Source organism: Microbulbifer sp. ABF4_107 (genome assembly GCF_056312215.1).
This window is the reverse complement of sequence record NZ_CM149983.1, coordinates 2,782,390-2,806,987: the sequence shown is the minus strand read 5'-3', so window position 1 is coordinate 2,806,987 and position 24,598 is coordinate 2,782,390. Positions and strand designations below refer to the sequence as shown.

At 58.0% G+C, this 24,598-nt stretch carries 17 protein-coding genes; 3 read left to right on the top strand and 14 right to left on the bottom strand.

From position 1 onward, the window contains the following. Positions 1-5: 5 nt before the first annotated feature. Both ACYX4K_RS11485 and ACYX4K_RS11480 read left to right on the top strand, forming a co-directional pair. A complete protein-coding gene (locus ACYX4K_RS11485; RefSeq protein ID WP_476178698.1) occupies positions 6-767 on the top strand; it encodes a glycerophosphodiester phosphodiesterase family protein in 762 nt (253 codons plus the stop codon). Further along, positions 768-1,691, top strand: a complete 924-nt coding sequence (locus tag ACYX4K_RS11480; RefSeq protein ID WP_475091990.1) for a glycerophosphodiester phosphodiesterase family protein — start codon at positions 768-770, stop codon at positions 1,689-1,691. Between the two features lie 98 nt (positions 1,692-1,789). On the opposite strand, the gene ACYX4K_RS11475 is transcribed toward ACYX4K_RS11480, so the two are convergent. Both ACYX4K_RS11475 and ACYX4K_RS11470 read right to left on the bottom strand, forming a co-directional pair. Then, positions 1,790-4,882 (bottom strand): efflux RND transporter permease subunit, encoded by a 3,093-nt coding sequence (locus ACYX4K_RS11475; RefSeq protein WP_475091991.1) that lies wholly within the window; start codon positions 4,880-4,882, stop codon positions 1,790-1,792. Positions 4,883-4,933: 51 nt separating this feature from the next. Then, on the bottom strand, positions 4,934-6,082 hold the full coding sequence (locus tag ACYX4K_RS11470; RefSeq protein WP_475091992.1) for an efflux RND transporter periplasmic adaptor subunit: 1,149 nt from the start codon (positions 6,080-6,082) through the stop codon (positions 4,934-4,936). Between the two features lie 273 nt (positions 6,083-6,355). On the opposite strand from ACYX4K_RS11470, the gene ACYX4K_RS11465 reads away from it, so the two are divergent. After that, positions 6,356-7,000, top strand: coding sequence for a TetR/AcrR family transcriptional regulator (locus tag ACYX4K_RS11465; protein WP_475091993.1), 645 nt, complete (start codon positions 6,356-6,358; stop codon positions 6,998-7,000). A 72-nt stretch (positions 7,001-7,072) separates the two neighbouring features. Here ACYX4K_RS11465 and ACYX4K_RS11460 read toward each other — a convergent pair whose 3' ends face one another. From ACYX4K_RS11460 to ACYX4K_RS11405, 12 genes are all read right to left on the bottom strand, one after another. Then, positions 7,073-7,834 carry an ABC transporter permease gene (locus ACYX4K_RS11460; protein WP_475091994.1) on the bottom strand — a complete coding sequence of 254 codons (762 nt, stop codon included), beginning with the start codon at positions 7,832-7,834 and terminating at the stop codon, positions 7,073-7,075. 16 nt (positions 7,835-7,850) lie between these two features. Continuing rightward, a complete protein-coding gene (locus ACYX4K_RS11455) occupies positions 7,851-8,798 on the bottom strand; it encodes an ATP-binding cassette domain-containing protein (RefSeq protein WP_475091996.1) in 948 nt (315 codons plus the stop codon). A gap of 110 nt (positions 8,799-8,908) precedes the next feature. After that, positions 8,909-9,637, bottom strand: a complete 729-nt coding sequence (locus tag ACYX4K_RS11450; protein ID WP_475091997.1) for a dienelactone hydrolase family protein — start codon at positions 9,635-9,637, stop codon at positions 8,909-8,911. 366 nt (positions 9,638-10,003) lie between these two features. Beyond that, complete coding sequence (gene trmH / locus ACYX4K_RS11445) at positions 10,004-10,690, bottom strand: tRNA (guanosine(18)-2'-O)-methyltransferase TrmH (protein WP_475091998.1); 687 nt, start codon at positions 10,688-10,690, stop codon at positions 10,004-10,006. Positions 10,691-10,915: 225 nt separating this feature from the next. Next, positions 10,916-11,209, bottom strand: coding sequence for an antibiotic biosynthesis monooxygenase family protein (locus ACYX4K_RS11440; RefSeq protein ID WP_475091999.1), 294 nt, complete (start codon positions 11,207-11,209; stop codon positions 10,916-10,918). A 193-nt stretch (positions 11,210-11,402) separates the two neighbouring features. After that, complete coding sequence (gene moeA, locus ACYX4K_RS11435; protein ID WP_475092000.1) at positions 11,403-12,656, bottom strand: molybdopterin molybdotransferase MoeA; 1,254 nt, start codon at positions 12,654-12,656, stop codon at positions 11,403-11,405. Positions 12,657-13,196: 540 nt separating this feature from the next. Next, a complete protein-coding gene (locus ACYX4K_RS11430; RefSeq protein WP_475092001.1) occupies positions 13,197-15,899 on the bottom strand; it encodes a nitrate reductase in 2,703 nt (900 codons plus the stop codon). 24 nt (positions 15,900-15,923) lie between these two features. Then, positions 15,924-16,280 carry a nitrite reductase small subunit NirD gene (gene nirD, locus ACYX4K_RS11425; RefSeq protein WP_475092002.1) on the bottom strand — a complete coding sequence of 119 codons (357 nt, stop codon included), beginning with the start codon at positions 16,278-16,280 and terminating at the stop codon, positions 15,924-15,926. 329 nt (positions 16,281-16,609) lie between these two features. Continuing rightward, the gene (gene nirB / locus ACYX4K_RS11420; protein WP_475092003.1) at positions 16,610-19,138 is read right to left on the bottom strand and encodes a nitrite reductase large subunit NirB; all 2,529 of its coding nucleotides are present in this window, start codon (positions 19,136-19,138) and stop codon (positions 16,610-16,612) included. Positions 19,139-19,430: 292 nt separating this feature from the next. Beyond that, positions 19,431-21,179 (bottom strand): bifunctional protein-serine/threonine kinase/phosphatase, encoded by a 1,749-nt coding sequence (locus tag ACYX4K_RS11415; protein ID WP_475092004.1) that lies wholly within the window; start codon positions 21,177-21,179, stop codon positions 19,431-19,433. A 197-nt stretch (positions 21,180-21,376) separates the two neighbouring features. Then, entirely contained in the window at positions 21,377-22,843 is a 1,467-nt protein-coding gene (locus ACYX4K_RS11410; protein ID WP_475092005.1) for a NarK family nitrate/nitrite MFS transporter, read from the bottom strand. Positions 22,844-22,989: 146 nt separating this feature from the next. Then, positions 22,990-24,468, bottom strand: coding sequence for a NarK family nitrate/nitrite MFS transporter (locus ACYX4K_RS11405; protein WP_475092006.1), 1,479 nt, complete (start codon positions 24,466-24,468; stop codon positions 22,990-22,992). Positions 24,469-24,598 lie beyond the last annotated feature (130 nt).

The following is a 24,598-nucleotide window of genomic DNA, read 5'->3' as shown; positions in this document are numbered from 1 at the left end:
ACCCAATGGTGATCGCCCATGGGGATGAGCGCGGGCGCGGGCTCTGTCCCGGCAATACGCGGTTGTACCTGCGCAAAATGGTTGCGCTCGGGGTCGATGCTGTGGAAATTGATGTGAACCTTACCGCAGACGGTCACCTGGTATTACTCCACGACGGTACCCTTGAACGCACCACCGATGGCAGTGGTTTGGTAACCGGCAAATCCCTTGCGGAGTTGAGAGAACTGAATGCAGCCTATCACTGGTCATCAGACGGGCATCACTTTCCCTATCGCGACGATCCCCAGCCGCTGATGACCATTGATGAAGCGTTTAGCGAGTTCCCGCAAGTGCCGATGATTGTCGAGCTGAAGAACGATGACCCGCGCGCGGCGCAGGTGCTGGCGAAGGCGATCGAGCGGGCGGGCAGCCATTCGCGCGTTATTGTTTCTTCATTTCACCACGGTGTGATTCGCACCTTCCGCAAGCTCTGCCCCGACGTTGCTACAGGGGCCACTTTACCCGAAGCATTATTGTTTTTTGTTGCACAGCTGGTGTTTGCCGAGCGTTTTCTTAAACCCGCCTATCGGACCATGCAATTACCCATGCGCTACTATGGCATACCGGTGTTTACACACCGTTTTGTAACAGCTGCCAGGCGCTGTGGGCTGCCCCTCTCCGTGTGGACGGTAAATACCTCCGCCGCAATGAAAAAGTTCATTACCCTGGGGTTGGACGGAATCGTTACCGACCGCCCCGATAAACTGATGTCGACTCTGGAACGCTGAATGATCAAACGTCTATTGTTGTTGCTGCTGATCTGTCTGTTGGGATTTCTCGGCTGGCGTTATCTCGCTGCGCGCCCGGCACCCTACACCGGACTGCAATTCCCCAGCTATCAAACGGAAGGTTTTCGCCGGCCGCTGGTGATTTCCCATGCGGATGACTCCGGCCAGGGACTTTACCCGGGTAACACGCCGATTTTTTTACAGAAAATGGCCGAGATGAAGGTGGATGTTCTGGAAATGGATGTGCATGCCAGCATCGATGATGAACTGGTGTTGATGCACGATGATACCGTCGACCGAACCACCGACGGCAAAGGGCGCATACGCGATAAAACCCTTGCTGAGCTCAAACAGCTGAATGTGGCTTACAACTGGAGCCAGGATGGCAGTCGCTACCCCTATCGAGACAATCCCCAGCGTATTCTCACTGTGGATGAAGTGTTCAAGACCTATCCTCGCTACCCGATGGTGATCGAGCTGAAAACCCCGAATCCCGAAGCAGCGCGCTCACTTTGTCACAAGCTGAAGGCATACAACAAAAGCAACCTGGTGATTGTATCTTCCTTCCATCAGGGCGCCGTGGATGCCCTGCGCGAAGACTGCCCGCAGGTGGCTACCGGGGCTGGCTCCGATGAAGTCAAGGTCTTTGCCACAGCCAGCAAGTTACGCGTGTTCCGGCTACTGAGCCCGCGCTACCAGGCGCTGCACATTCCCACCGAGTACGATGGCATTGCCCTGGTGGATCGCAATAGCCTGCATCAGGTTCAGGATCACGGTGTGCGCGTCGATGTGTGGACGGTCAATGACGAGGCCGAGATGCGCCGACTGATAGAACTGGGTGTGGATGGGATTATGACCGACAGACCCGATCGCCTGTTTCAGGTGATCGAGGAGTTGCAGGACTTTCACGAGATGAGCGAATGAGCAAATAAGCGATTTCCCGCGACTGAAACAAAAAGGCTTCCGTTCCGGAAGCCTTTTTTGCTGGATTCACATAGTTGGTTTCATATAGCAGTTTTCACTTAGCTGCTGGTTGCGGGTAAGGCACTTTCCGATGAATCGCTTTCCTCGGATTTCTTAACCCTGAACCATGCCGCGTAGAGCGCGGGCAAGAACAGCAGCGTCAGTGCGGTGGCCACGATCAGACCGCCCATAATTGCCACCGCCATGGGGCCGAAGAAATCACTGCGGGATAGCGGGATCATCGCCAGCACAGCCGTCAGTGCAGTGAGCACAATCGGGCGGAAGCGGCGCACGGTGGATTCCACAATGGCATCCCAGGGCGCAAGTCCCTGCCGTTTATCCTGCTCGATCTGGTCGACTAAAATGACCGAGTTGCGCATGATCATGCCGGCCAGGGCAATGGTGCCGAGCATCGCGACAAAACCAAACGGCTGATTGAACAGCAGCAGGAACAGTGTGACCCCGATTACTCCCAGCGGCGCGGTGAGGAACACCATGGTGGACAGGGAGAAGCTGCGCAGCTGCAACATCAGCAGGGTGAACACCACAAAAATAAACAGCGGCATACCGGCATTGACGGAATCCTGGCCTCGCGCGGATTCCTCCACACTGCCACCGATTTCCAGCAGGTAACCTGGGGGCAGTGTATCGCGCAGTGCCTGTAGCTGTGGCCAGATACTGGCGACCACGGTTGCCGGCTGCTGGGTGCCGTAGATATCCGCGCGCACCGTCACTGTGGGCAGGCGGTCCCGGTGCCAGATAACCCCTTCCTCAAAGCCGTAGTCGAGAGTCGCGATCTGGTTCAGGGGGAGCGACCTTCCTGCGTCGGTCTGTACCGCCAGGTTACCCAGCTGTTCCAGCGCCTGCCGCTCCCGCTCCTGGCCGCGTACAGCGACGGTGATCAGCTCGTTGTCTTCGCGGTATTGGCCAACCGCGGTGCCGGAAAGTGACCCCTGCAATGCGCGGGAAAGTGAATTTGTACTCACACCCATTTCCCGTGCCCGTGCCTGGTCGACGTCCAGTTTTACCACCTTACTGGGTTCTTCCCAATCCAGGTGGACGTTGGCCACGTCTTCATTTTCGCGTACTACCGCAGCCACCTCGCGGGCGATGCGGCGGGCCTCGCCGATATGTTCACCGGAAACCCGGAATTGCACCGGGTAACCCACCGGCGGACCGTTCTCCAGGCGGGATACCCGGGTGCGCACCGCGGGGAACTGTTCGCCCAGGGTGGAGATCAGCCACTGGCGTACCTGTTCCCGCTCTTCCACGCTGCGGGTCAGCACGACAAACTGCGCAAAGCTTGCGGCGGGCAGCTGTTGATCCAGTGGCAGGTAAAACCGCGGTGAGCCGGTGCCCACATAGGCCACGTAATTCTCCACCAGCGGATTCTGGGAAAGCAATTCCTCCAATCGCAAGGCCTGCTCTTCGGTTGCGTGCAGCGAGGCGCCCTCATTCAGTTTCAGATCCACCATCAACTCGAGGCGAGCTGAGGAGGGGAAAAACTGTTGAGGCACAAAGCGAAACAGAAATATGGAGCCTATAAAAATTACAACGGTCAGCAGCAATACGGTTTTTCGATAGTGCAGACACCAGTTCAGTATGCGACGGAAGCGCTGATAAAAGGGTTTGCTGTACGGATCATTTTGAGAGGTCGACCCGTGCCCGCCGTGTTCCGGCAGCAGGCGGTTACCCAGGTAGGGCACAAATACCACTGCCGCTACCCAGGAGGCGAGCAGGGATAGCGTCACCACCTGGAAAATCGAGCGGGTGTACTCACCGGTCCCGGACTGTGCGGTGGCAATGGGCAGGAAGCCCGCGGCGGTGATCAGGGTGCCGGTGAGCATGGGAAACGCGGTACTGGTCCAGGCGAAGCCTGCTGCCTTCAGCCGGCTAAGACCCTGTTCCATTTTTATCGCCATCATTTCCACGGCGATGATGGCATCGTCCACCATCAGTCCCAGTGCCAGCACCAGTGCACCGAGGGAAATCTTGTGCAAGCCGATATCAAAGTAACTCATCAGCGCAAAGGTCATCGCCAGCACCAGTGGTATCGACAGCGCCACCACCAGCCCGGTGCGGAAGCCCAGCGAGAAGAAACTCACCAGCATCACAATCACCAGTGCCTCGATCAGCACTTTCACAAACTCGCCCACGCCGCTTTTTACCGCCGCCGGCTGGTCGGATACCTTGCTCAGGGAGAGACCGATGGGCAGGTCCTGTTGCAGACTTTCCACGGCGGCATCCAGCCGTTCACCCAATTGCAGAATATCGCCGCCGGACTTCATGGACACGGCGATACCGATGGCATCCTCGCCCATAAAACGGACACGCGGCTGCGGTGGATCACTGAAGCCACGCTGTACGTTGGCAATATCGCCGAGTGTTAATGTGTGCCCGTTGGCGTGAATCGGAAACTGGCGGATTTCGTCAACACTGCGGAACTGCCCACTGATACGGATGCGTACCCGATCGCTGGCGGCCTCCACAATACCCGCATCAGCCATCTGGTTTTGGGCCTGCAACACCGACTGCACTGCCGAGAGCGGAATCCCCAGGGAGGCCAGTTTGGCATTGGAGATTTCTACCCAGATTTTTTCATCCTGCAGGCCCAGCAACTCGACCTTGCCGACGTCGTCGACGCGCTGTAACGCAAGCTGCAATCGGTCGGCATAATCTTTCATGAGCGCATAGTCGAATCCCTGACCGGTCAGCGCGTAGATATTGCCAAAGGTGGTACCGAACTCGTCATTGAAAAACGGGCCCTGAATATCCCCGGGCAGCGTGTGCCGAATATCGCTGACCTTTTTCCGTACCTGATACCAGAGGTCGGGGATCTCTGCAGAGCGCATACTGTCCCGGGCCACAAACATGACCTGGGATTGACCCGGGCGTGAGAAGGAAGTGATGCGCTCGTAGTCGCCGGTCTCCATCAGTTTCTTTTCAATGCGCTCGGTCACCTGGCGGGAAACCTCTTCGGCACTGGCGCCGGGCCACAGGGTATTCACCACCATCACCTTGAAGGTGAAGGGTGGGTCTTCGCTCTGCCCAAGCTGCGTATAGGAAATGGCGCCCAGCAAGCCGAGTATCAGCATGGCATAGAGCACCAGCGGTTTATTTTTCAGGGCCCACTCGGAGAGATTGAATGACATCTTGGTGTGTCCGTGGATGCAGGAATTTCTTGGAGGCTTCTTTGGGGACGGTTAAAGGCTTTGCGCCAGTCGGTCGTCCGATTCGATCGGTCGGTTTTGCCGGTCCACCGGGCGTACACGCTGACCTTCTCGCACCAGTTGGGTACCGGCGGAAAGTACCCAGTCTTCCGCTGTGAGGCTGGATATCACCTCGGCGTATTCATGGCCGTAATTGGCCACAGTGACCGCGACCTTTTGCAGGGTGAAGGTACTCGGGTCCATGCGCCATACGTGCGCCTCGACGCCGTCGGCAGTAATCGCCGACATTGGCAGGCGTTGTGTGGGGCGGTTTGAATCGGTGCGCGCATAGACGCGGGCGCTCTGGCCCAGCTGCGGCTTGCTGTTGGCACTGTTATCTACTGCGAATGCCACTCGTGCCTCGAAGGTACGCAGGCCGGATTCCGCCGCCGGGGAGAGTTCCCGGACCTGACCATTGATGGGGGTACCCGGTGCGGACCACAGTTCGATGGTCACCGGCTGGCCTACGGCAAAACGCGTCACTTCGTGCTCTGGCAGATCGATACGCACTTCGCGCTCACCATCGGCGGCCATGGCGAATACGGTCTGGCCGGCGCTCACTACCTGCCCGGCATCGACGCTGCGGCGGGTAATCACACCGTCGCTGGGGGCCCTGAGGGTTGCGTAGTCGGCCTGGTTTTCTGCCACCTTCCACTGAGCTCGGGCGCGATCCAGTTGCGCTACGCTGCTGTCGTGGCGGGTTTTGACCGCGTCGAACTGGGATTCTCCGATCAGCTTGCGCTCCAGCAGGTCGCGGTAGCGGGCGAGTTCATTGCTGGCATTGCGGTTGTCCGTTTGCGCCGCTTCCAGCTGTGCGCGGGCGGCGTCTCTTTGCAGCTGCAGGTCGCTTGCGTCCAGTTGTGCGAGAGGCTGCCCCTGCTTGACCCTGTCGCCCACTTCCACCAGGCGGCGGGTTACAGCGCCGCCGACCCGGAATGCCAGTGCCGGCTCGTGCCGTGCGCGGATCTCCCCGGGATACACCGCCAACTGGCTACCCGAGGCAGTGGGGTGGACGACAATGGCGGGGCGTGGGGGTTTGCTGTTACCTGCTTCAGGTGCGGAGCAGGCGGCCAGAAGAATCGCGGCGAAAAGGCCGCCGGTAAGCTTCAGGGTTGGGGCAATGTTCGGGAGGAAGCGGTTCATGAATACCTCATTCCTTGTGGTTCGCTGGCTGCGGAACGGTGCGGCGCGTGACCCGGTGACTATGAAGAACGTGACTTATAGGTCGGGGAAGTCGGCGGAAACTGGTACAGTTGTCTGCCATACTGCGCCGGACGCTATTCTGTACTGGCGAGTATAGTAAGTATATTAAACTCACGAGTCCACTAATTCAGTGGCGGTGAGCGCGTGTTTCAACATCCGGCAAATTTGCCAAACTGGCAGGGTGCCGCGCGCGACATAAAGACGATGACGACCATGAGCGAAACAAATTCAAGCAGCCCTGCCAGCCGGGGCCGCCCGAAAGACCCGATCAAGCGGCAGGCGATTCTGGATGCGGCCAAACACCTGTTTCTCAGCCACGGTTTTACCGGAACCAGCATGGATGCGGTGGCCGGCGAGGCTGGAGTGTCCAAACTGACGGTGTACAGTCACTTCTCCGACAAGGAGAACCTGTTCTGCGCGGCCATCGAGGCCAAGTGCTGCAGCCAGATGCCGATGGTGATGTTTACTCTGGAGCCGGGAATGCCGGTGGCGGAGATGTTGCACAAAATCGGCGAGGCCTTTCTGGAGATGCTCTATCACGAGGACTCCATGAAACTGATGCGTCTGATCAGCGCTGTGGGGGCCCAGGACCAGACCATGGCCAATCTGTTTTACGAGGCCGGCCCCATGCGTACCCGCAATGAAATGACCCGCTTCCTGAAGCGGGCGGTGGAACTTGGGCAGCTGCGAGTGCCGGATCCTGAGCGCGCCTCGGAAGTGTTTTTTGGCATGCTGCAGGGTGGGTGTCGGCATATTCAGATTATGCTCGGGTGTGCGGCGCCTCCGGAAAAGAAAGAGATTGCGGAACATGTGGCGGAAGTGGTTCGGGTGTTTATCCGGGCATACCAGGCGCATTAACACCAGCGCCGTACACAAAAAAGCCCGCGAGAGCATGCTCCCGCGGGCTTTTTTTATTTCTTCTGTTTTGAATCAGGTGCGGATCTTGTAGCCGGTGCGGAAAATCCACCACACCGCCGCCATGCAAGTGAACAGGAACAGCAGGGTCATGCCCAGGCTGACACCCACATTCACATCGGAGACACCGTAAAAGGCCCAGCGGAACCCGCTGATCAGATACACCACCGGGTTAAACAGGGTTACCTTCTGCCAGAATTCCGGCAGCATATTGATGGAGTAAAAGGCGCCGCCGAGGAAAGTCAGCGGGGTAATTACCATCAGCGGGATAATCTGCAGCTTCTGAAAATCGTCTGCCCACACGCCGATAATAAAACCGAACATACTGAAGGTCACTGCGGTGAGAATCAGAAAGCCGATCATCCAGAACGGATGGGCGATCTCGTAGTCCACAAAAAAACGCGCGGTGATCAGTATCAGTATGCCGATAATGACCGACTTGGTGGCTGCCGCACCTACATAGCCGGCGACGATCTCAAACGCGGATACTGGAGCGGAAAGCACCTCGTAAATCGTGCCGCTGAATTTTGGGAAGAAAATGCCGAACGATGCATTGGAAATACTTTCCGACAGCAGCGACAACATGATCAACCCGGGAATGATAAACGCTCCGTAGCTTACCCCTTCGATTTCGCCCAGGCGACCGCCGATGGCGGTGCCGAACACGATAAAGTACAGGCAGGTGGAAATCACCGGCCAGGCGATGCTCTGCATCAGGGTACGGCCGGTGCGGGCCATTTCAAACTGGTAAATGGCGCGGATACCGTAAACATTCATCCGTAAAACTCCTCTGTTATCCGGCCTGCTGGCGTTCGTTCTGGTTTTGGTGCACCAGATTGACAAAGATTTCTTCCAGGGAGCTTTCACTGGAGTGCAGGTCCTTGAATTCGATACCCTGCTGGTTCAGTGCGCGCAGCAGTTCTGCGATGCCGGTGTGCTCGCGCTGGGTGTCGAAGGTGTACACCAGCTGGTTCCCCTCGTCGGCCACTTCCAGGGAAAAATCGCCGAGAGCTTCAGGCAGCTCGGTAACCGGGTTCTGCAGGTGAATGGTTAGCTGCTTTTTGCCCAGTTTGCGCATCAGCGTGTGTTTTTCTTCCACCAGTACCAGCTCACCATGGTTGATCACGCCAATGCGATCTGCCATTTCTTCCGCTTCCTCGATGTAGTGCGTGGTGAGAATCACGGTAACCCCATTTTCCCGCAGCCCGCGCACCATTTCCCACATGTCCCGGCGCAGCTCTACATCCACGCCGGCGGTGGGTTCGTCGAGGAACAGAATGGACGGCTCGTGGGACAGCGCTTTGGCAATCATCACCCGGCGTTTCATACCGCCGGACAGTGCCATGATCTTGCTGTCCTTTTTCTCCCACAGAGAGAGCTGACGCAGGATTTTTTCGATGTATTCAGGATTGGGCGCTTTGCCAAACAGGCCGCGGCTGAAACTGACGGTGTTCCACACGCTCTCGAAAGAATCGGTGGAAAGCTCCTGGGGTACCAGGCCTATCTTGCTGCGCGCGGGGCGGAACTCCCGCTGGATATCGTGGCCATCGGCGGACACACTGCCATTGGTTGCATTGACGATGCCGCAGATAATACTGATCAGGGTGGTTTTGCCGGCACCATTGGGGCCGAGCAGGGCGAAGATTTCGCCGCGGTTTATCTGGAGATCGACGGATTTGAGCGCGGTAAAACCGCCGGAGTAGGTTTTACCCACACCCTCAATGGAAATGATCGGTTGCACGCTTCCCCCTTCTGAAATATGACTGGCGGTGCAAGTAGCGGCCGCTATTGTGCCCCGAATGGCACCGCTGCCGCTACCGCCAGAAATCAGGGGAGCGCTTTCTACCGATCTTAGAGTCGGAAGATTCTGTTGTAGAAGTTCACCGCACCCTCATAGGCATCGTTGGCGGCGTCTTCATTGTACGCCAGGGGAATACCGAACTTTTCGCCGCGACCGGTGGCGGCTGGGTTGGTAAAACCGTGCTTGGCCCCGGGGTAGCTGATCACATCAAAACGCACACCGGCGGTTTGCATTTCGGTGACGAAGTTGGCTACCTGCTCGGCAGGAATCATGTCGTCGTCACCACCGGTGTAGACCTGAATTTCCGCCTTGACGTCGCCGGGCTTGATCTGCACTTCGGTCTGCAGGTCGCCGTGGAAGCTGACCACACCTTTCAGCGGCAGGCCCAGGCGGGCCATGGTCAATGCCACCGCGCCACCGAAGCAGTAACCCTGAGCGGCAACCTGGCCGGCTTCCACGGTTTCGTGGGCGTTGATCAGATCGAGGGCGGCCTGGAAACGTTTCAGGGCGGCGCCTTCGGTCTCGATGGTTTTGTTCATCAGAGCTGCGGCATCGCCCGGGTTGTCAGCGCCGACGCCGGTGCCGTACATGTCGAGGGCAAAGGCGGTGAAGCCTTCAGCAGCGAGGCGCTCGGCTTCTTCCCTGGTAAAGTCGTTCATGCCCCACCATTCGTGGACCAGGAGGATGGCGGGCCGTTTGCCTTCGATGGTTTCGTCGTAGGCCAGGTAGCCGGTAAAGGATTCGCCGTCGATGGTGTATTCGATTTCTTCGGTATGCACTGCGTCCTCCTTGAGGAATGCTTGGTCTTGGAAATGGTGTGCCAAGGGTAGATGGGTGCTTTGGGTAAAGCAACGCGCAGCCGTCATTCCGGGCTCGAGCCGGAATCCAGGGCTACGAAGCTGGATGCCGGATCAAGTCCGGCATGACGGTTTCTGTAAAGTTGGGTGCGGGAATCGACCCCCCTCGTCATTCCGGGCTCGACCCGGAATCCAGTGCTACGAAGCTGGATGCCGGATCAAGTCCGGCATGACGGTTTCTGTAAAGTTGGGTGCGGGAATCGACCCCCCTCGTCATTCCGGGCTTGACCCGGAATCCAGTGCTACGAAGCCGGATGCAGGATCGAATCCTACATGACGATCAGGCGGTTAGCTTTTCGGTTGGCGGTACTTTGAGTCTTTAGGCGGAATAATATCGCCATCCTCATCCAGCTCCGGAAATGGCAACTTGTACTGCTCACAATATCTCACAATTTTCGGGTGCATCCAGCGAAACAGAATATCTTTTATTTCCGGATCTTCTTCGTCGAGCACTTTGTTTTCATACATGCCCGCGTTGGTCCGCTGATACATCGCTTCCTGCAGAATAATCGCCGCGGCCACACTCACGTTGTAGCTTTCCACCATGCCGATAATCGGAATGGTGACATGGTCGTCGGCGTGCTCGGCGGCGTAATCGCTGAGGCCATCTTTCTCGGCGCCCATGACGAGGGCGAAGGGTTGGGTGTAGTCGGCTTGTCGGTAGTCGATAGCGCGGTCGGACCAGTGGGCGGCGTAGAGGTGCATGCCCTGCTGTTTTAGGTGAGCCATACCGGTTTGAATATCGGGGTAGACGCTGTTCCCTGTAAAGCGGCCGCTGCCTCCGGCGGTGTTGTGATAAATCTTGTGACCGTGGGTGGGCTGCACCATGTGGATTTCGGGGATGCCGACAGCGTCAGCAGTCCGCAGCATGGCAGAGATATTCTGGGCTTTATGTACCTGGTCGGTAAGGATCGTCATATCGTGCTGGCGCTGGCGGAGCACCTGCTTGAATTTCTCGTAGCGGCTGCGGCTCATGGTACTTCTGTCTTGTTCGGTCTTTGGGGTGCCGCGGATTATAGCATCGTGGGTTCTAAAGGGTTTTGTGGTGCCGGCTTTGGACGTGTGGGGGCGGCACTGCTACCGAGTACACCTTTGCGAGACACGCCGTAAACCCATCCCTGGGGGCTCGGCTGCGGCCGTCCTGGCCGCAGACGGTCCCGCAAAGGTGTACTCGGTATCAGCGCCTTCGCATCGGAGAACTTACAGTTCGACGCGCGAGTAGTGTTCTACTTCTGGGAATGGATCGTAGAAGTGGTGGAGGAGGGCTTTCCAGTTTTGGTATTCGGGAGACTTTCGGAAGCCTTGGGTGTGGTCTTCTAGTTTTTCCCAGTTTACTAAGAGGATGTAGCGGTTTTCTGTTTCCAGGCACTTTTGTAATTGGTGATTTATGTAGCCTGGCATTGAGGAAATGATGTTTTGTGCCTTCTTGAAGGTACGTTCAAAATCTTTATTCTGATTGGGCTTTATGTCCAGAATTGCAACTTCAAGAATCACGCAAGTTCCTTAAAAAGTACACACTTAAATACGAAGGTAAAGTACCGGGTACAGGTTTTCAGGAGCGTCGGCGACAGGGACGTCGCCGACGCAGCGTACAGGGATGTATTTACAGGGGGGCGCCTAGCTCGGTTTCGAAAAGCTACACCCGGTGCTTTGCCGCCACCGAGCCTGCTTACTCGGGACCACTGAACTACTTCAAAGGTGCGGAAAAGGGTTCCACTGTTACCCAATCCCCAGTTTCACAATCCCCACCTTCTCTCGGCAAAACAACAAAACAGTTCGCCGAAGCAAAGCCGGAAAGAATATGACTTCCCTGAATTCCACGAGTCTCCACCACCTGAATCCCATCCTCATCACGATAGGTAAACCCGCGTTGATAATCCGTGCGTCCTGGTCTCTTGCGGATATCGTTCAGTAGCCGCGCGCGAACCTGCAGTGGAGGCTGGCGGAATTGTTCGGAGGTGCCGCGCAATTTTTCAAGGGCGGGGACGACCAGTTGATACAGGGTGACGATTGCGGAAACTGGATTGCCGGGTAGACCGAAGAACAGCGTTTCACCGTCGGTTTTTGGGAGGCGTCCGAAAGCGAAGGGTTTGCCGGGTTTGATCGCGAGTTTCCAGAAACCGATTTCGCCAAGTTCCTGCAATACGGTTTTGGTGAAATCCGCTTCACCTACGGAGACACCGCCGCTGGTGATGACAAAGTCTGCGTTGTCGCGGGCTTTGATAAACGCCTCGCGGATTTTTTCTGGCTGATCCGGCCAACAGCCGAGATCCAGAATATCCACATCCAGTTGTTCCAGCGCAGCCTGTAGTGCAATTCGATTGCTATCGTAGATGTCGCCGTCGCCCAGTTCGGATGCCGGGGTGCCGATAGGTTTCAGTTCATCACCGATAGAGAGCAGGGCGGCTTTGAGTTTACGCAGTACCGTGACTTCGGCCACACCGGCGCCGGCTAACAGTGCAATGTGGGGGACTTTGATTTTGGAGCCGACTGGTATGAGGCTCTGGCCGGTATGAACATCTTCGCCTCGGCGGCGAATATTTTCGCCGGGTCTGGCAGGGCGGCTCATGGAGAGTTGGTCGCCATCTAAAGTGCAGTTTTCCTGCATCTGTACGCGGTCTGCGCCCGCGGGTACGGCGGCACCGGTGGTGATTCGGGTAGCCTGGCCTGGCTCTAGAGTGCCATTAAAGGGATGGCCGGCGAGGCTTTTTCCGATGATGGTGTAGCTGTCATGGTCGCCGCTCAGGGCGTAGCCGTCCATGGCGGAGTTGTCGCAGGGGGGCAGATCAAGTGCGGCCAGTACGGGCTCGGCCAATACGCGGCCACAGGCCTGACTCAATGGGACAGTTTCGGTCGCGGTGATGGGGTTGATGCTGTCGATCAGCATCTGTTTGGCCACTTCTACGGAACGCAGGCCGTTTTCTGCACAGGCATCAGTCATTGTTATTGCCTTAAATCTTGTCTGTTTGGTCGAGAAGATAGCTGGGCTGGGTGGGATTTGCCAAGTACTGATATGGGATTGTTCGCTCCATCGTCATTCCGGGCTAGACCCGGAATCCAGCACTACGAAGCTGGATGCCGGATCAGGTCCGGCATGACGGTGATAGAGCGTGAGAGTAGCCGTATCGTAATTCCCAGTGGATTCACCGCTCTCCCGTCATTCCGGGCTCGACCCGGAATCCAGCGCAACGAAGCTGGATGCCGGATCAGGTCCGGCATGACGGTGATAGAGCTCGAGAGTAGCTGTATCGTACTTACCGGTTGATTCGCCGCTCTCCCGTCATTCCGGGCTCGACCCGGAATCCAGCGCAACGAAGCTGGATGCCGGATCAAGTCCGGCATGACGGTGATAGAGCTTGAGAGTAGCTGTGTCGCACTTACCGGTTGATTCGCCGCTCTCCGGTCATTCCGGGCTCGACCCGGAATCCAGCGCTACGAAGCTGGATGCCGGATCAGGTCCGGCATGACGATAATCTGGTCGTTATCCGACTGCCACCGCGAGATTGGTATTCAGCAGCGCCGAAATTTCCGGCTTGCAGGAACCGCAGTTGGTACCACATCCCAGCAGTTCACCCAGAGCATCAACCGACGCTGCACCTTCGGCAATGGCCACTTCGATTTCCTTGCGGGAAACCTGCAGACAGGTACATACCATCTGCGCGCCGGCGGGTACGTCATGCAAGAGTTTGGCGGGGGCGTCTGGCAGTGGCTCTTGCAGGGCGTTTTCCAGGGTTTTGCGGTCCGGCAGGCCCTGCCAGTCGGCGCTGGTGAAGACCAGTAGTTCCATCTCTTCGCTGTGCAGTAACCAGCGTTCACCGCTGGGCAGTTGCAGCTGCTTGCGATTGAGTTGTTTGCCGCTCAGGTTGAACAGCTTGTCCGCCATCGACTGCCAGTCCGGCTGCTTTTTCAGGGCCAGCTCGAAACGGTAGCCGCCTTCCACCGGTACCCGATACCAGTGCAGGATGGTTTCAAACAGCTGCGCATCGCCGGCCTGCAGGCGGCTGTGGAGTTCTTCCGCGGCTTTGCTGCGTAGCAATAAACAGGCGTAGCTGTGGGCGGAGAGTGGTTCTACCTTTACCGCCACTTGCTTCAACTCTGGTTGGCCGGAGAAGGGGTCGGTGAAGGGGATGGCCAGGGCGCTGACGGTGGCGTTGTGGGCGAGGCTGTCGCTCCAGTGGATGGGGGCAAACAGCTGGCCGGGCTTTTGGCTACTAGTAACGCGGGCGCGGCCGAAAAACTGGCCTTTCTCGCTTTCCACGCGCACCAGTTGCGCATCTTCGATACCGAATTTAGACGCTTCCTGCGGGTGTACGTGCAGTTCCGGCGCTTCGCTATGGTCCAGCAGTTTGCGCGCGCGGCCGGTGCGGGTCATGGTGTGCCACTGATCGCGCAGACGGCCGCTGTTCAGTACCAGCGGGAATTCGTCGCGGGTTTCTTGTTTCGGGCATTGGGGCTGCACGGCGATAAAGCGCGCGCGGCCATTGGGCGTATAGAAATCGCCATCGCTGAACAGGCGCGCGGTGCCGTTGGGGTGTTCGGCGTTAGCCGGCCACTGCACTGGGGTAAAGAAGTCGTATTCCTGATCACTGATATTCGCCAGCGCGGAAATATCGAAGGCGCGGCGGGCCTGATTGCGGTGGTTTTCGAAACCGGACAGGGCCGCGTGTTCGCGGAAAATATCCGCCGGGGTTTCAAAATCAAACGCTTCGCCAAAGCCGAGGCGCTTTGCCACGTCGCAGATGATTTCCCAGTCGTGGCGGGCTTCCCCCGGTTTCGGCAGAAAACCTTTCTGACGGGAGATACGGCGCTCGGAGTTGGTGACGGTGCCGGTCTTTTCACCCCAGGTGGTCGCGGGCAACAACAGGTCGGCGGTGCGCGCGGTATCGGTATCGCCGACACAGTCGGAGACGATCACCGTGGGGCAGTTTTTCAGGGCGGCGGCGACGCGGCGTGCATCCGGCATACTCACCGCCGGATTGGTGGCCATGATCCACACGGCCTTGATCTGACCGCTCTCCACCGCGTTAAACAGATCCACCGCCTTCAGGCCCGGGCCCTGTGCCATCTTGGTGGCATTCCAGAAGCGGCCCACACGGTCGATATTGTCTTTGGTGAAATCCATATGCGCGGCGAGCATATTTGCCAGGCCACCCACCTCACGCCCGCCCATGGCATTGGGCTGGCCGGTAATGGAGAAGGGGCCGCAGCCGGGCCTGCCGATGCGGCCGGTGGCCAGGTGGCAATTGATAATGGTGTTATTTTTATCGGTGCCGGTGCTGGACTGATTGACGCCCTGGGAATAGAAACTGATGGTTTTTTCCGTGGTGCGGAACAGCTCGTAGAATTCGAGCAGTTGTTCCTGCTCCACACTGCAGTATTCCGCCACTTTCTCCGGCGTCCACTCCGCGGCTGCGTAAAGCGCGTCGGGAAAGCTTTCCGTGTGGTTGTCGATAAATTCCTGGTCCAGCGCGCCGAACTCGGTCAGGTAATGGAGCAGGCCATTGAATATAGCCGCATCGCTACCCGGCGTGATCGCCAGGTGCATATCCGCCATTTCACTGGTGGCACTGCCGCGGGGGTCTACTACCACCAGCTTGGCGTTCGCGGCCTGCATCCGCTGGAACAGAATCGGGTGGGTCCAGGCGGCATTGGAGCCGATCAGAACCACCAGCTCCGCCTCGTCCAGATCCTCGTAATTACACGGCACCGCATCCGCACCCAGCGCGCGTTTGTAGGCGGCGACCGCGGAGGACATACACAGGCGGGAATTGGTATCCACATTGCCCGTGCCGATAAATCCCTTCATCAGTTTGTTGGCAACGTAATAGTCTTCGGTCAACAACTGACCGGACAGGTAAAACGCCACCGAATCCGGCCCGTGCTCGTCAATGGTCTCACGCAGTCTGGAAGCAGCAAATTCCAGCGCCGTTTCCCAGTCGCACTCTTCGCCGTGCAACTGCGGCTTTAACAGACGCCCGTGGTTGCCGAGGGTATCCGCCAGGGACGAACCCTTAACGCACAGCTTGCCCTTGTTGGCCGGATGCTGTTCATCCCCCTGGATACGAATCACATCCTCGCCACTGGAAGGGCTCGACTCCCGCGTCGCCGCCACCCCACAACCCACCCCGCAATAGGGGCAGGTGGTGCAGGAACGGTGGGCGCTGAACAGTTCGGTTAATGCCATTGGAGACTGCTTATTTTCTGGTTCTTATTGATCGATCTTAATCAGCACATCATCGCCTTCAAAGGCAACGGGGAAGGTCTCCAGCTTGAGTTCTTCCTCCTCCAGACACTGCCCGTCGGTCAGACGGTAGTGCTGCTTGTACAGCGGCGAGGCAACGGTCAGTTCACCGTCAATTTCCGCCACAATACCGCGGCCGATCACGCCCGCATTGGCGACAGGGTCCCAGTTATCAACAGCGTACAACTGGGGTTCCTGGGTGGGTAAAAAAAACAGGGCAATCTGACGACCGCCCACAAGAGCGCACACTCCGGAATCGGCTACAAGATCTGATCGCTTGCAGACTTGCAGCCACTCGGTGCGGGTTATGGCAACTTCGCTCATTCTGGTTCTCCACAAATGGTGGTGGTGAAATTCTTAAAACTTGTGTTCTTTTCCAGCCTCTGTGGGGCTGGATTCCGGCCTGCGCCGGAATGACGCGGGGCGGAGTGGTTCTATTTAGCTCCTGTGGAGCTGGATTCCGTACCGGATCAAGTCCGGCATGACGGCGCCGGAATGACGATACGAGGTCGATGCGAAGGTGGAGTGCCGGGTGTCAGGTTTCAGGAGCGTCGGCGACAGGGACGTCGCCGACGCAGCGTACATGGATGTACTTGCAGCGGTCCTGAAACCTGACACCCGGTGCTCCACCGCCACCGGGCTAATTCAAGCCTCTACGCCGGCTCGGCAATCTTGACGATTTCTTCCTGGGTCGCAGGACGGCGTTGTTCGCGCTCTTCTACGAAGACGATCTTCTCGTCTTTCTCGTCGGTGTTCACGAACTGGCGGAAGCGCTTGACCATCTCCGGGTCGTTGATCGCGGTTTTCCACTCACACTGGTAAGTGCCAACCACATTACCCATCTGACGCTCCAGCTCATCGCAGATACCCAGTTTGTCCTCGATCACCACCTCACGCAGGTAATCCAGACCGCCTTCCAGGTTCTCCAGCCATACCGAAGTACGCTGCAGTTTGTCCGCCGTGCGCACATAGAACATCAGCACCCGGTCGATATATTTAATCAGCGTCACATCATCCAGATCCGTCGCGAACAGGTCCGCGTGACGCGGGCGCATACCGCCGTTACCACACACATACAGGTTCCAGCCGTTCTCGGTAGCAATTACACCAATATCTTTACTCTGGGCTTCCGCACACTCACGGGTACAACCGGAAACCGCCATCTTGATCTTGTGCGGCGAACGCAGGCCCTTGTAGCGGTTCTCGACCGTCAGTGCCATGCCCACACTGTCCTGGACACCAAAGCGACACCAGGTACTACCCACACAGGATTTCACCGTACGCAGGGACTTGCCGTACGCGTGGCCAGTCTCAAAGCCCGCATCGGTCAGCTCGCGCCAGATTTCCGGTAGCTCTTCCAGGCGCGCGCCGAACAGGTCGATACGCTGGCCGCCGGTGATTTTGGTATACAGGTCGTACTTCTTCGCCACCTGGCCCAGCACGATCAGTTTGTCGGGCGTAATCTCACCGCCGGCAATACGCGGAACCACGGAGTAGGTACCGTTCTTCTGCATGTTCGCCATAAAGGTATCGTTGGTGTCCTGCAGACCAACGTGGGGCTTCTCGTGAATATGTTCGTTCCACAGAGAGGCGAAAATGGAAGCCGCGGTAGGCTTACAGATTTCACAGCCTTTACCGGAACCGTGCTTGTGCAGCAGCTCGTCGAAGGTCTTGATTTCCTCTACCTGCACCATGTGGAAAATTTCCTGGCGGGTGTAGGGGAAATGCGGGCAGAGGTCGTTGTTGACTTCCATCCCCAGAGCCGCGAGCTCTGCATCCACCACATTTTTCAGCAGCGCAGAACAGCCGCCACAACCGGTGGCCGCTTTGGTGCAGTCTTTGACTTCGCCCACAGAGCAGCAACCACCCTGTACCGCGCCGACGATATCGCCCTTGCTCACATTGTGACAGGAGCAGATGGTGGCGGTGTCTGGCAGCGCGTCGGCACCGAGAGTCGGGGCGGCGCCGTCCAGTGCCGGCAGGATCAGTTGCTCCGGGTGCTCCGGCAGATCCATATCGTTCAGGTGGTATTGCAGCAGGGTGTCGTAATCACCGGTGTCGCCTACCAGTACCGCGCCGCGCAGTTTCTTGCCTTCGCGGTCGGTGATCATGCGCTTGTACACGCCGGTCTGCTCATCAACGAAGGTGATCGCAGCGGAACCTTCCGCACGGCCGTGAGCATCGCCGATGGAGCCAACTTCCACGCCCAGCAGTTTCAGCTTGGTGCTCATGTCCGCACCGTTGAACTCGGCTGCCTCGCCACACAGTAGGGAAACCGCGGTGCGCGCCATGGTGTAGCCGGGGGCTACCAAGCCGTAGATAAAGTTGTTGAACAGGGCACACTCGCCGATGGCGAAAATATTTTTGTCGGAGGTGCGGCAGGTATTGTCCACCACGATACCGCCGCGCTCACCCAGTTCGATACCAGCGGATTTGGCCAGGCTGTCTTCCGGGCGGATACCGGCGGAAAACACAATCAGGTCGGTATCCAGGGACTTGTCGCCCTTGAAGTTCATGCGCAGGCGACCGCCGTCCACTTCTTCGATCAGTTCGGTGGCGGTGCTGGTGTGTACGGTCACGCCCAGCTCTTCAATTTTTTCCCGCAGCAGTTTGGAGCCGCCTTCGTCCAGCTGTACGGACATCAGGCCCGGGGCGAATTCCACCACGTGGGCTTCCAGGCCCAGCTGCTTGAGTGCGTTGGCCGCTTCCAGACCCAGCAGGCCACCGCCCACAACTACGCCGACCTTGCCGTCTTTGGCGGCGGCCTGGATTTTGTCGAGGTCTTCGAGGGTGCGGTACACGAAGCACTTGTCGTGCTGGTGGCCGGGGATTGGCGGTACGAAAGGATAGGAACCGGTGGCCAGGATCAGGTGATCGTACGCTTCACTTGCGCCACTGGCGGAGGTCACGATTTTGTTTTCGCGGTCGATGCCCACGGCGGCATCGTTCAGACGCAGGTCGTAACCCCACTCGCGGTACTGCTCGACCTTGCCCATGGCCAGGTCGTCGGCGGTGCGGCCGCCGAAGTACTCGGAGAGGTGTACCCGGTCGTAGGCGGGGCGGGGTTCGGCGCAGAATACCAGCACGTCGAACAGTTCCCGTTCGGGACGATTTGCCAGTTGTTCCAGGAAGTGGTGACCCACCATGCCGTTGCCGATGACGACGATTTTTTGCTTAACCATAATCTCTGCCGTTTGAACCTGATTGGTTTCGACAGAAGTACAGCGTTGGGGGAGGGCCTGGGTAGCTTGCGGCTGCACGGGCGTCCCCTCTTCTGTCGAAGAGTGTCAGGCGCCGTTGCCTTGCTAAAAGAATTTCGGATTGTGACTAAAGATATTCAATCTCTGTGCCAACTTTTACGAGCGGCGGAAGGTGGGGGAAACCACAGGATTTGTGCGGTTTATTGGCGATTTCCCATAGCGGTGCGCGTTAATTTGGTGCGGTTCCGTCAGGCTTGCGTCAAAGAGGGGCAGGTTACAGGAAGTACAGCAGGTGAGACAGAATCGCCAGCACCGCGACCGTCTGCCAGAATAGCAGCGGATTGCGCTCCATCAGCGGCGGTCTATCCGCACTATCGAATTTTTTGTTGGGCGTGCTGAGGTCGTGCACAAACTCCGACAGTGCCGGGTAGCGGTTCTTCGGGTCTGGCGCACAGGCCTTACGCAGGGCGCCATCGATCCAGTCCGGAATATCTTCCCGCTGCCGACGCGCACTGAGATAGCGCAGGCTGGCGTAGTTCTTTAATTGATAGTGGTTGCTGCCGAAGCGTTCTTTATAGGGGTAGTGCCCGGTGAGCATCTCGTAGGCGATGACCCCGAGGGAGAAGATATCCGAGCGGTGGCTGGCCGCATCACTGAAGAAATATTCCGGAGCACAGTAATTTTTGCTGCCGGGCGGTGCACTGTCCTGGTAACGCAATAGCTCCTGCAACCCCGCTGCATTGGCGCCGCCCAGATCGATCAGCTTCAGGCGACCGGTGGAATCCACCATGATGTTTTCTGGCTTCAGATCCCCGTGCACGATTTCCAGCCGTTGCAGGCGGCGCAGGGCGCTCACCAGCTGCTGCACCAGATTGCGCACCTGATCCAGCGGCGGTTCCGGATTCAACTGCATCCACTGCCGCAGATTCTGCCCGTCCACATACTCCATAACGTGGTAAAGAAACTGACGCTCCTTGCGCGGCGGATACACCTTCACAATGGCCGGATGCTCCAGCCGACGCCCGGTCCATTCCTCGGCGATAAACCGCTCGATATAAGCCGGGTCGTCACTGAAATTTTCCGACGGCGCCTTCAAAGCGCGCAGCGCATCGGATTCCATATCTCGCACCAGATACAGATAACTGCGACTGCTCGCGTGCAGCTCCTGCAGCACCTCGTAACCGTCGATCTTGTTGCCCGGTTGCAGCGGAGGTGGGAAGGGTAACTGGCTTGTCGCCAGCATCACATCGTCCGCCTCCAGCGTATCCAGCACATTCACCCGGCACAGCGCCAGGCTCAAGTTGTCCTTGCTGCCATTATCCAGCGCCGCCGACATCAGCGGCTGTGCCGCCTCCAGCTGGTGCTCTACCAGCAGATCCTTGAATTGCCTGGTCGGCAGAAAATCGTGAATACCATCGGTGGTCACACAAAACAGATCGCCCGCTTCCAGCGGCTCCTGGCGGTAATCCACCTCGATATGCGCATCCATCCCCAGTGCGCGGCTCAAAAACGTCCGCCCTGGTCCCAGGGTGCGGCTGTGGTCCTGTGTCAGGCATTCGAGCTTGCCGTCTCTCAGTCGATAAATCCGCGAATCCCCGATATGAATCAGATGCGCGGTAGAGCCTTTCAGCATCACCGCCGAGAAGGTCGTCAACCAACCCCGCTGCACCTCATCCGCGCCGCCGCTCTGCCGGTACAGCCAGCCATTCAGTGCGTGCAAAACCCGCGCCGCCGCCTGCTTTACCGACCAGGAATCCGGCGTACTGTAATAGTCGGAAATAAACCCGCTCACCGCCGCCCGCGCCGCCGCACCCCCGGCCTCCGCGCTGCCCACCCCATCCGCAATCGCGGCGAGAGAACCGCGATAACGCAGATCGCTGCCGGTGGCCCGGTAGATCGCAACCGCGTCGTCGTTGTAGGCGCGCTGTCCGCACTCGGTGGCCGTGGCAAATTCCAGGTTCTCGGAATTGGAGGCCTGTTGGTCTGAATCGGGCACGGTGATGGTTTCGCAGGTGGTGTTCAAAATAGGTGGTCTCTTTCGTCATTCCGGGCCTGACCCGGAATCCAGTGCTACGAAGCTGGATGCCGGATCAAGTCCGGCATGACGGTTTATAAAGTCGGTGCCAGAATTCGCCCCTCTCGTCATTCCGGGCCTGACCCGGAATCCAGTGCTGCGAAGCTGGATGCCGGATCGAGTCCGGCATGACCGTATTTGAAGAATTACGCAACGTCGATCAGAGAAACACTACCATCCGGCATGACTTCCGCCATCTGACCTTCCGGTTCTTCCAGGAACAGCAGCGTCACAAAGCCAAGCACCGCCGTACCCGCAATCACCAGGAAGAAGGTCTGGTAAGAAACCATGCTCAGCACCGTCAGATAAAACACCGCGCCCACATTCCCGTAAGCCCCGGTCATCCCCGCAATCTGCCCGGTCAGGCGACGCTTGATCAGCGGTACCACCGCAAACACCGCACCCTCACCGGATTGCACGAAGAAAGAACATGCCATCGCCGCAGCCACCGCCAGGTATAAAGGCCACTCGCTGTCGATCATGCTCATGGTCAGATAGCCCAGCGCCAGACCCGCCGTCAGAATCAGCAGCGTACTCTTGCGCCCGAACCGGTCACTGATCAAACCACCCGCCGGGCGGGACATCAGGTTCATAAACGCATAAGCAGAAGCCAGCAGGCCCGCTTTCACCGGATCCAGGGTAAAGGTCTCCGAGAAAAACAGCGGCAGCATGGAAATCACCGCAAGCTCAGAACCGAAAGTGGCGAAGTACAGAATGTTCAGCACCGCCACCTGCTTGAACTGATAGCGATGGATCGGCTCCGGCAGTTTGACGAAAATTTCTTTGTTGATGTCGTAACACTTCTTCGCATCAAACACGTACAGCGCCACCAGGGATACATAAATCGCGATCGCCACCGGCATTGCCAGCATGCCCACGCCCGCCGGCGACAGCTTCCAGGTCAGCAGCGCCAGCGCCGCATACATGGGCACCTTCATGATCAGCAGCAGTACAAAGTCCGACGGGCTGGACACTTCCATACCGCCGATTTTCTTCGGCTTGAAATAGGTGCCGCCTTTCGGAGTGTCGGTTACCGAGCGGTAATAAATCACACTGTAAACCAGCGCAATCACACCGGTAATACCGATGGCATAGCGCCAGCCGTCGTCGCCACCGAACAGCAGTGCGATGGTCGGCAGACTCATGGCACCGGCGGCAGAACCAAAGTTACCCCAGCCACCGTAAATACCTTCCGCGGTACCCAGCTGCTTTGCCGGGAACCACTCGGAAACCATGCGGATGCCAATCACGAACCCTGCGCCGATAAAGCCCAGCAGAAAACGGCCGATAGCCGCCGCGGTAAAGCTGTCCGCCAGCGCAAAGATAAAACAGGGGATACTGCCAATGGCCAGCAGCAGGGAATAGGTCAGGCGCGGGCCGTATTTATCGGTCAGCATGCCGATAATCACCCGCGCCGGAATGGTCAGCGCCACGTTCAGGATCAGCAGTGTCTTCACTTGCTCGGAGGTGAGCGACAGGCTGTCGGCAATGGCCATCAGCAGCGGTGCGTGGTTGAACCAGGCAAGGAAGGTAATAAAGAAAGCGATCCAGGTCAGGTGCAGCACCCGGATCTTTCCTTTGAAGGAAAACAGATTTAAAGAATCACTGGACATGGTCGTATCCCGTTAGTTATGAATCTTTTCTCTGTTCTGTTGCGGTCGCCGCCCGAAACGCGAGCTCGTCATCCCCGCGAACGCGGGGATCCAGATACCGCAGAGCTGGATTCCCGCCTTCGCGGGAATGACGGAAGTGGAAGAGCTCAGGCTACATCAATCAGGGAGACACTGCCGTCCGGCATCACCTCTACCATATGGCCTTCCGGCTCTTCCATCAGCAACAGAACAATAAAACTGAAAACAGCGGTGCCGGCGATCACCAGGAAAAACGTCTGGTAATCCACCAGGGTCAGCACCGTCAGAAAAAATACCGCGCCCACATTGCCGTAGGCGCCGGTCATACCGGCAATCTGGCCGGTGAGGCGGCGCTTTATCAGCGGCACTACCGCGAATACCGCACCGGCACCGGCCTGTACAAAGAAGGAACACAGCATGGCCGCACCCACCGCCAGGTACAGCGGCCAGGTTTCACCGATCTGGCTCATCAGCAGGTAACCGCAGGCGAGGCCCGCCACCAGAATCATCAGCACCGGTTTGCGACCATATTTATCGCTCAGCAGACCGCCGGTGGGGCGGGAAACCAGGTTCATAAAGGAATAGGCGGAGGCCACCAGACCGGCTTTTACCGGGTCCAGGGTGAAGGTCTCGAAGAAAAACAGCGGCAGCATGGAGATCACTGCCAGCTCGGAACCGAAAGTGGCGAAGTACAGCAGATTGAGAATCGCCACCTGCTTGAATTTGTAGCGGTGAATCGGCGCCGGTGGATTGGTGAAAACCTCCCGGTTGATGCTCCAGGTTTTTTTCAGTTCCAGCAGATAGAGACCGGTGAGGGCGGCGTAAATGGTGTAGGTCCAGAACTGATTCAGCAGGCCCACTTCCGCCGGCGACAGTTTCCAGGTCAACAGCGCCAGGGCGCCGTACATGGGCAGCTTCATAAACAGCAGCAGAAAAAAGTCGCCGCTACTGGTCACTTCCATCGCGCCGATTTTTTTCGGCTTGAAATAGGTCGATCCTTTGGGAGTGTCGGTCACGCTGTTGTAGTAGACCACGCTGTACAGCAGCGCGATCACACCGGTGAGACCAATGGCGTAGCGCCAGCCGTCGTCACCACCGAATACTAATGCTAGGGAAGGCAGTAAGATGGCGCCGGCGGCGGAACCGAAGTTACCCCAGCCTCCGTAGACACCCTCGGCGGTGCCGAGGTGGCGGGCGGGGAACCACTCGCTCACCATGCGGATACCGATCACGAAGCCGGCACCGATAAAGCCCATAAAAAAGCGGGCGATGGCCGCCTGCACAAAACTGTCGGCCAGGGCGAATACGAAACAGGGAAGGCCGCCGATGGCCAGCAGCGCGGAGAAGGTCAGGCGCGGGCCGTATTTGTCGGTGAGCATGCCGATGATCATGCGCGCGGGAATGGTCAGCGCCACGTTCAGGATCAGCAGGGTTTTTACCTGGTCCGGAGTCAGTGCCAGGCTTTCTGCGATGGCCATCAGCAGCGGGGCGTGGCTGAACCAGGCAAAGAAGCACAGGAAAAAGGCCAGCCAGGTCATGTGCAGGATTTTGACGTTACCGGTAAACGACAACAGGTTCAGGCGATCGGATTGACTGTGTCCAGACATCGGTTTCTCTAATTCCCTCATCGGAGCAGCTGGGTTCGTGTCGGCGGGGCCAAATCGCAGACACAAAAAAAGCCCACGGGCGCAGCTGGCTGCCGCCGGTGGACTTCGCTGTCCTGAATTTCGTATTCGC

Coding starts and splice junctions, on each gene's coding strand:
- moeA (WP_475092000.1), bottom strand. CDS start 12,656: ATGACTGATGCCTGTGCAGAAAACGGCCTGCGTTCCGTAGAAGTGGCC.
- nirD (WP_475092002.1), bottom strand. CDS start 16,280: ATGAGCGAAGTTGCCATAACCCGCACCGAGTGGCTGCAAGTCTGCAAG.
- trmH (WP_475091998.1), bottom strand. CDS start 10,690: ATGAGCCGCAGCCGCTACGAGAAATTCAAGCAGGTGCTCCGCCAGCGC.
- ACYX4K_RS11465 (WP_475091993.1), top strand. CDS start 6,356: ATGAGCGAAACAAATTCAAGCAGCCCTGCCAGCCGGGGCCGCCCGAAA.
- ACYX4K_RS11485 (WP_476178698.1), top strand. CDS start 6: ATGGTGATCGCCCATGGGGATGAGCGCGGGCGCGGGCTCTGTCCCGGC.
- ACYX4K_RS11405 (WP_475092006.1), bottom strand. CDS start 24,468: ATGTCTGGACACAGTCAATCCGATCGCCTGAACCTGTTGTCGTTTACC.
- ACYX4K_RS11480 (WP_475091990.1), top strand. CDS start 768: ATGATCAAACGTCTATTGTTGTTGCTGCTGATCTGTCTGTTGGGATTT.
- nirB (WP_475092003.1), bottom strand. CDS start 19,138: ATGGTTAAGCAAAAAATCGTCGTCATCGGCAACGGCATGGTGGGTCAC.
- ACYX4K_RS11410 (WP_475092005.1), bottom strand. CDS start 22,843: ATGTCCAGTGATTCTTTAAATCTGTTTTCCTTCAAAGGAAAGATCCGG.
- ACYX4K_RS11430 (WP_475092001.1), bottom strand. CDS start 15,899: ATGGCATTAACCGAACTGTTCAGCGCCCACCGTTCCTGCACCACCTGC.
- ACYX4K_RS11460 (WP_475091994.1), bottom strand. CDS start 7,834: ATGAATGTTTACGGTATCCGCGCCATTTACCAGTTTGAAATGGCCCGC.
- ACYX4K_RS11470 (WP_475091992.1), bottom strand. CDS start 6,082: ATGAACCGCTTCCTCCCGAACATTGCCCCAACCCTGAAGCTTACCGGC.
- ACYX4K_RS11475 (WP_475091991.1), bottom strand. CDS start 4,882: ATGTCATTCAATCTCTCCGAGTGGGCCCTGAAAAATAAACCGCTGGTG.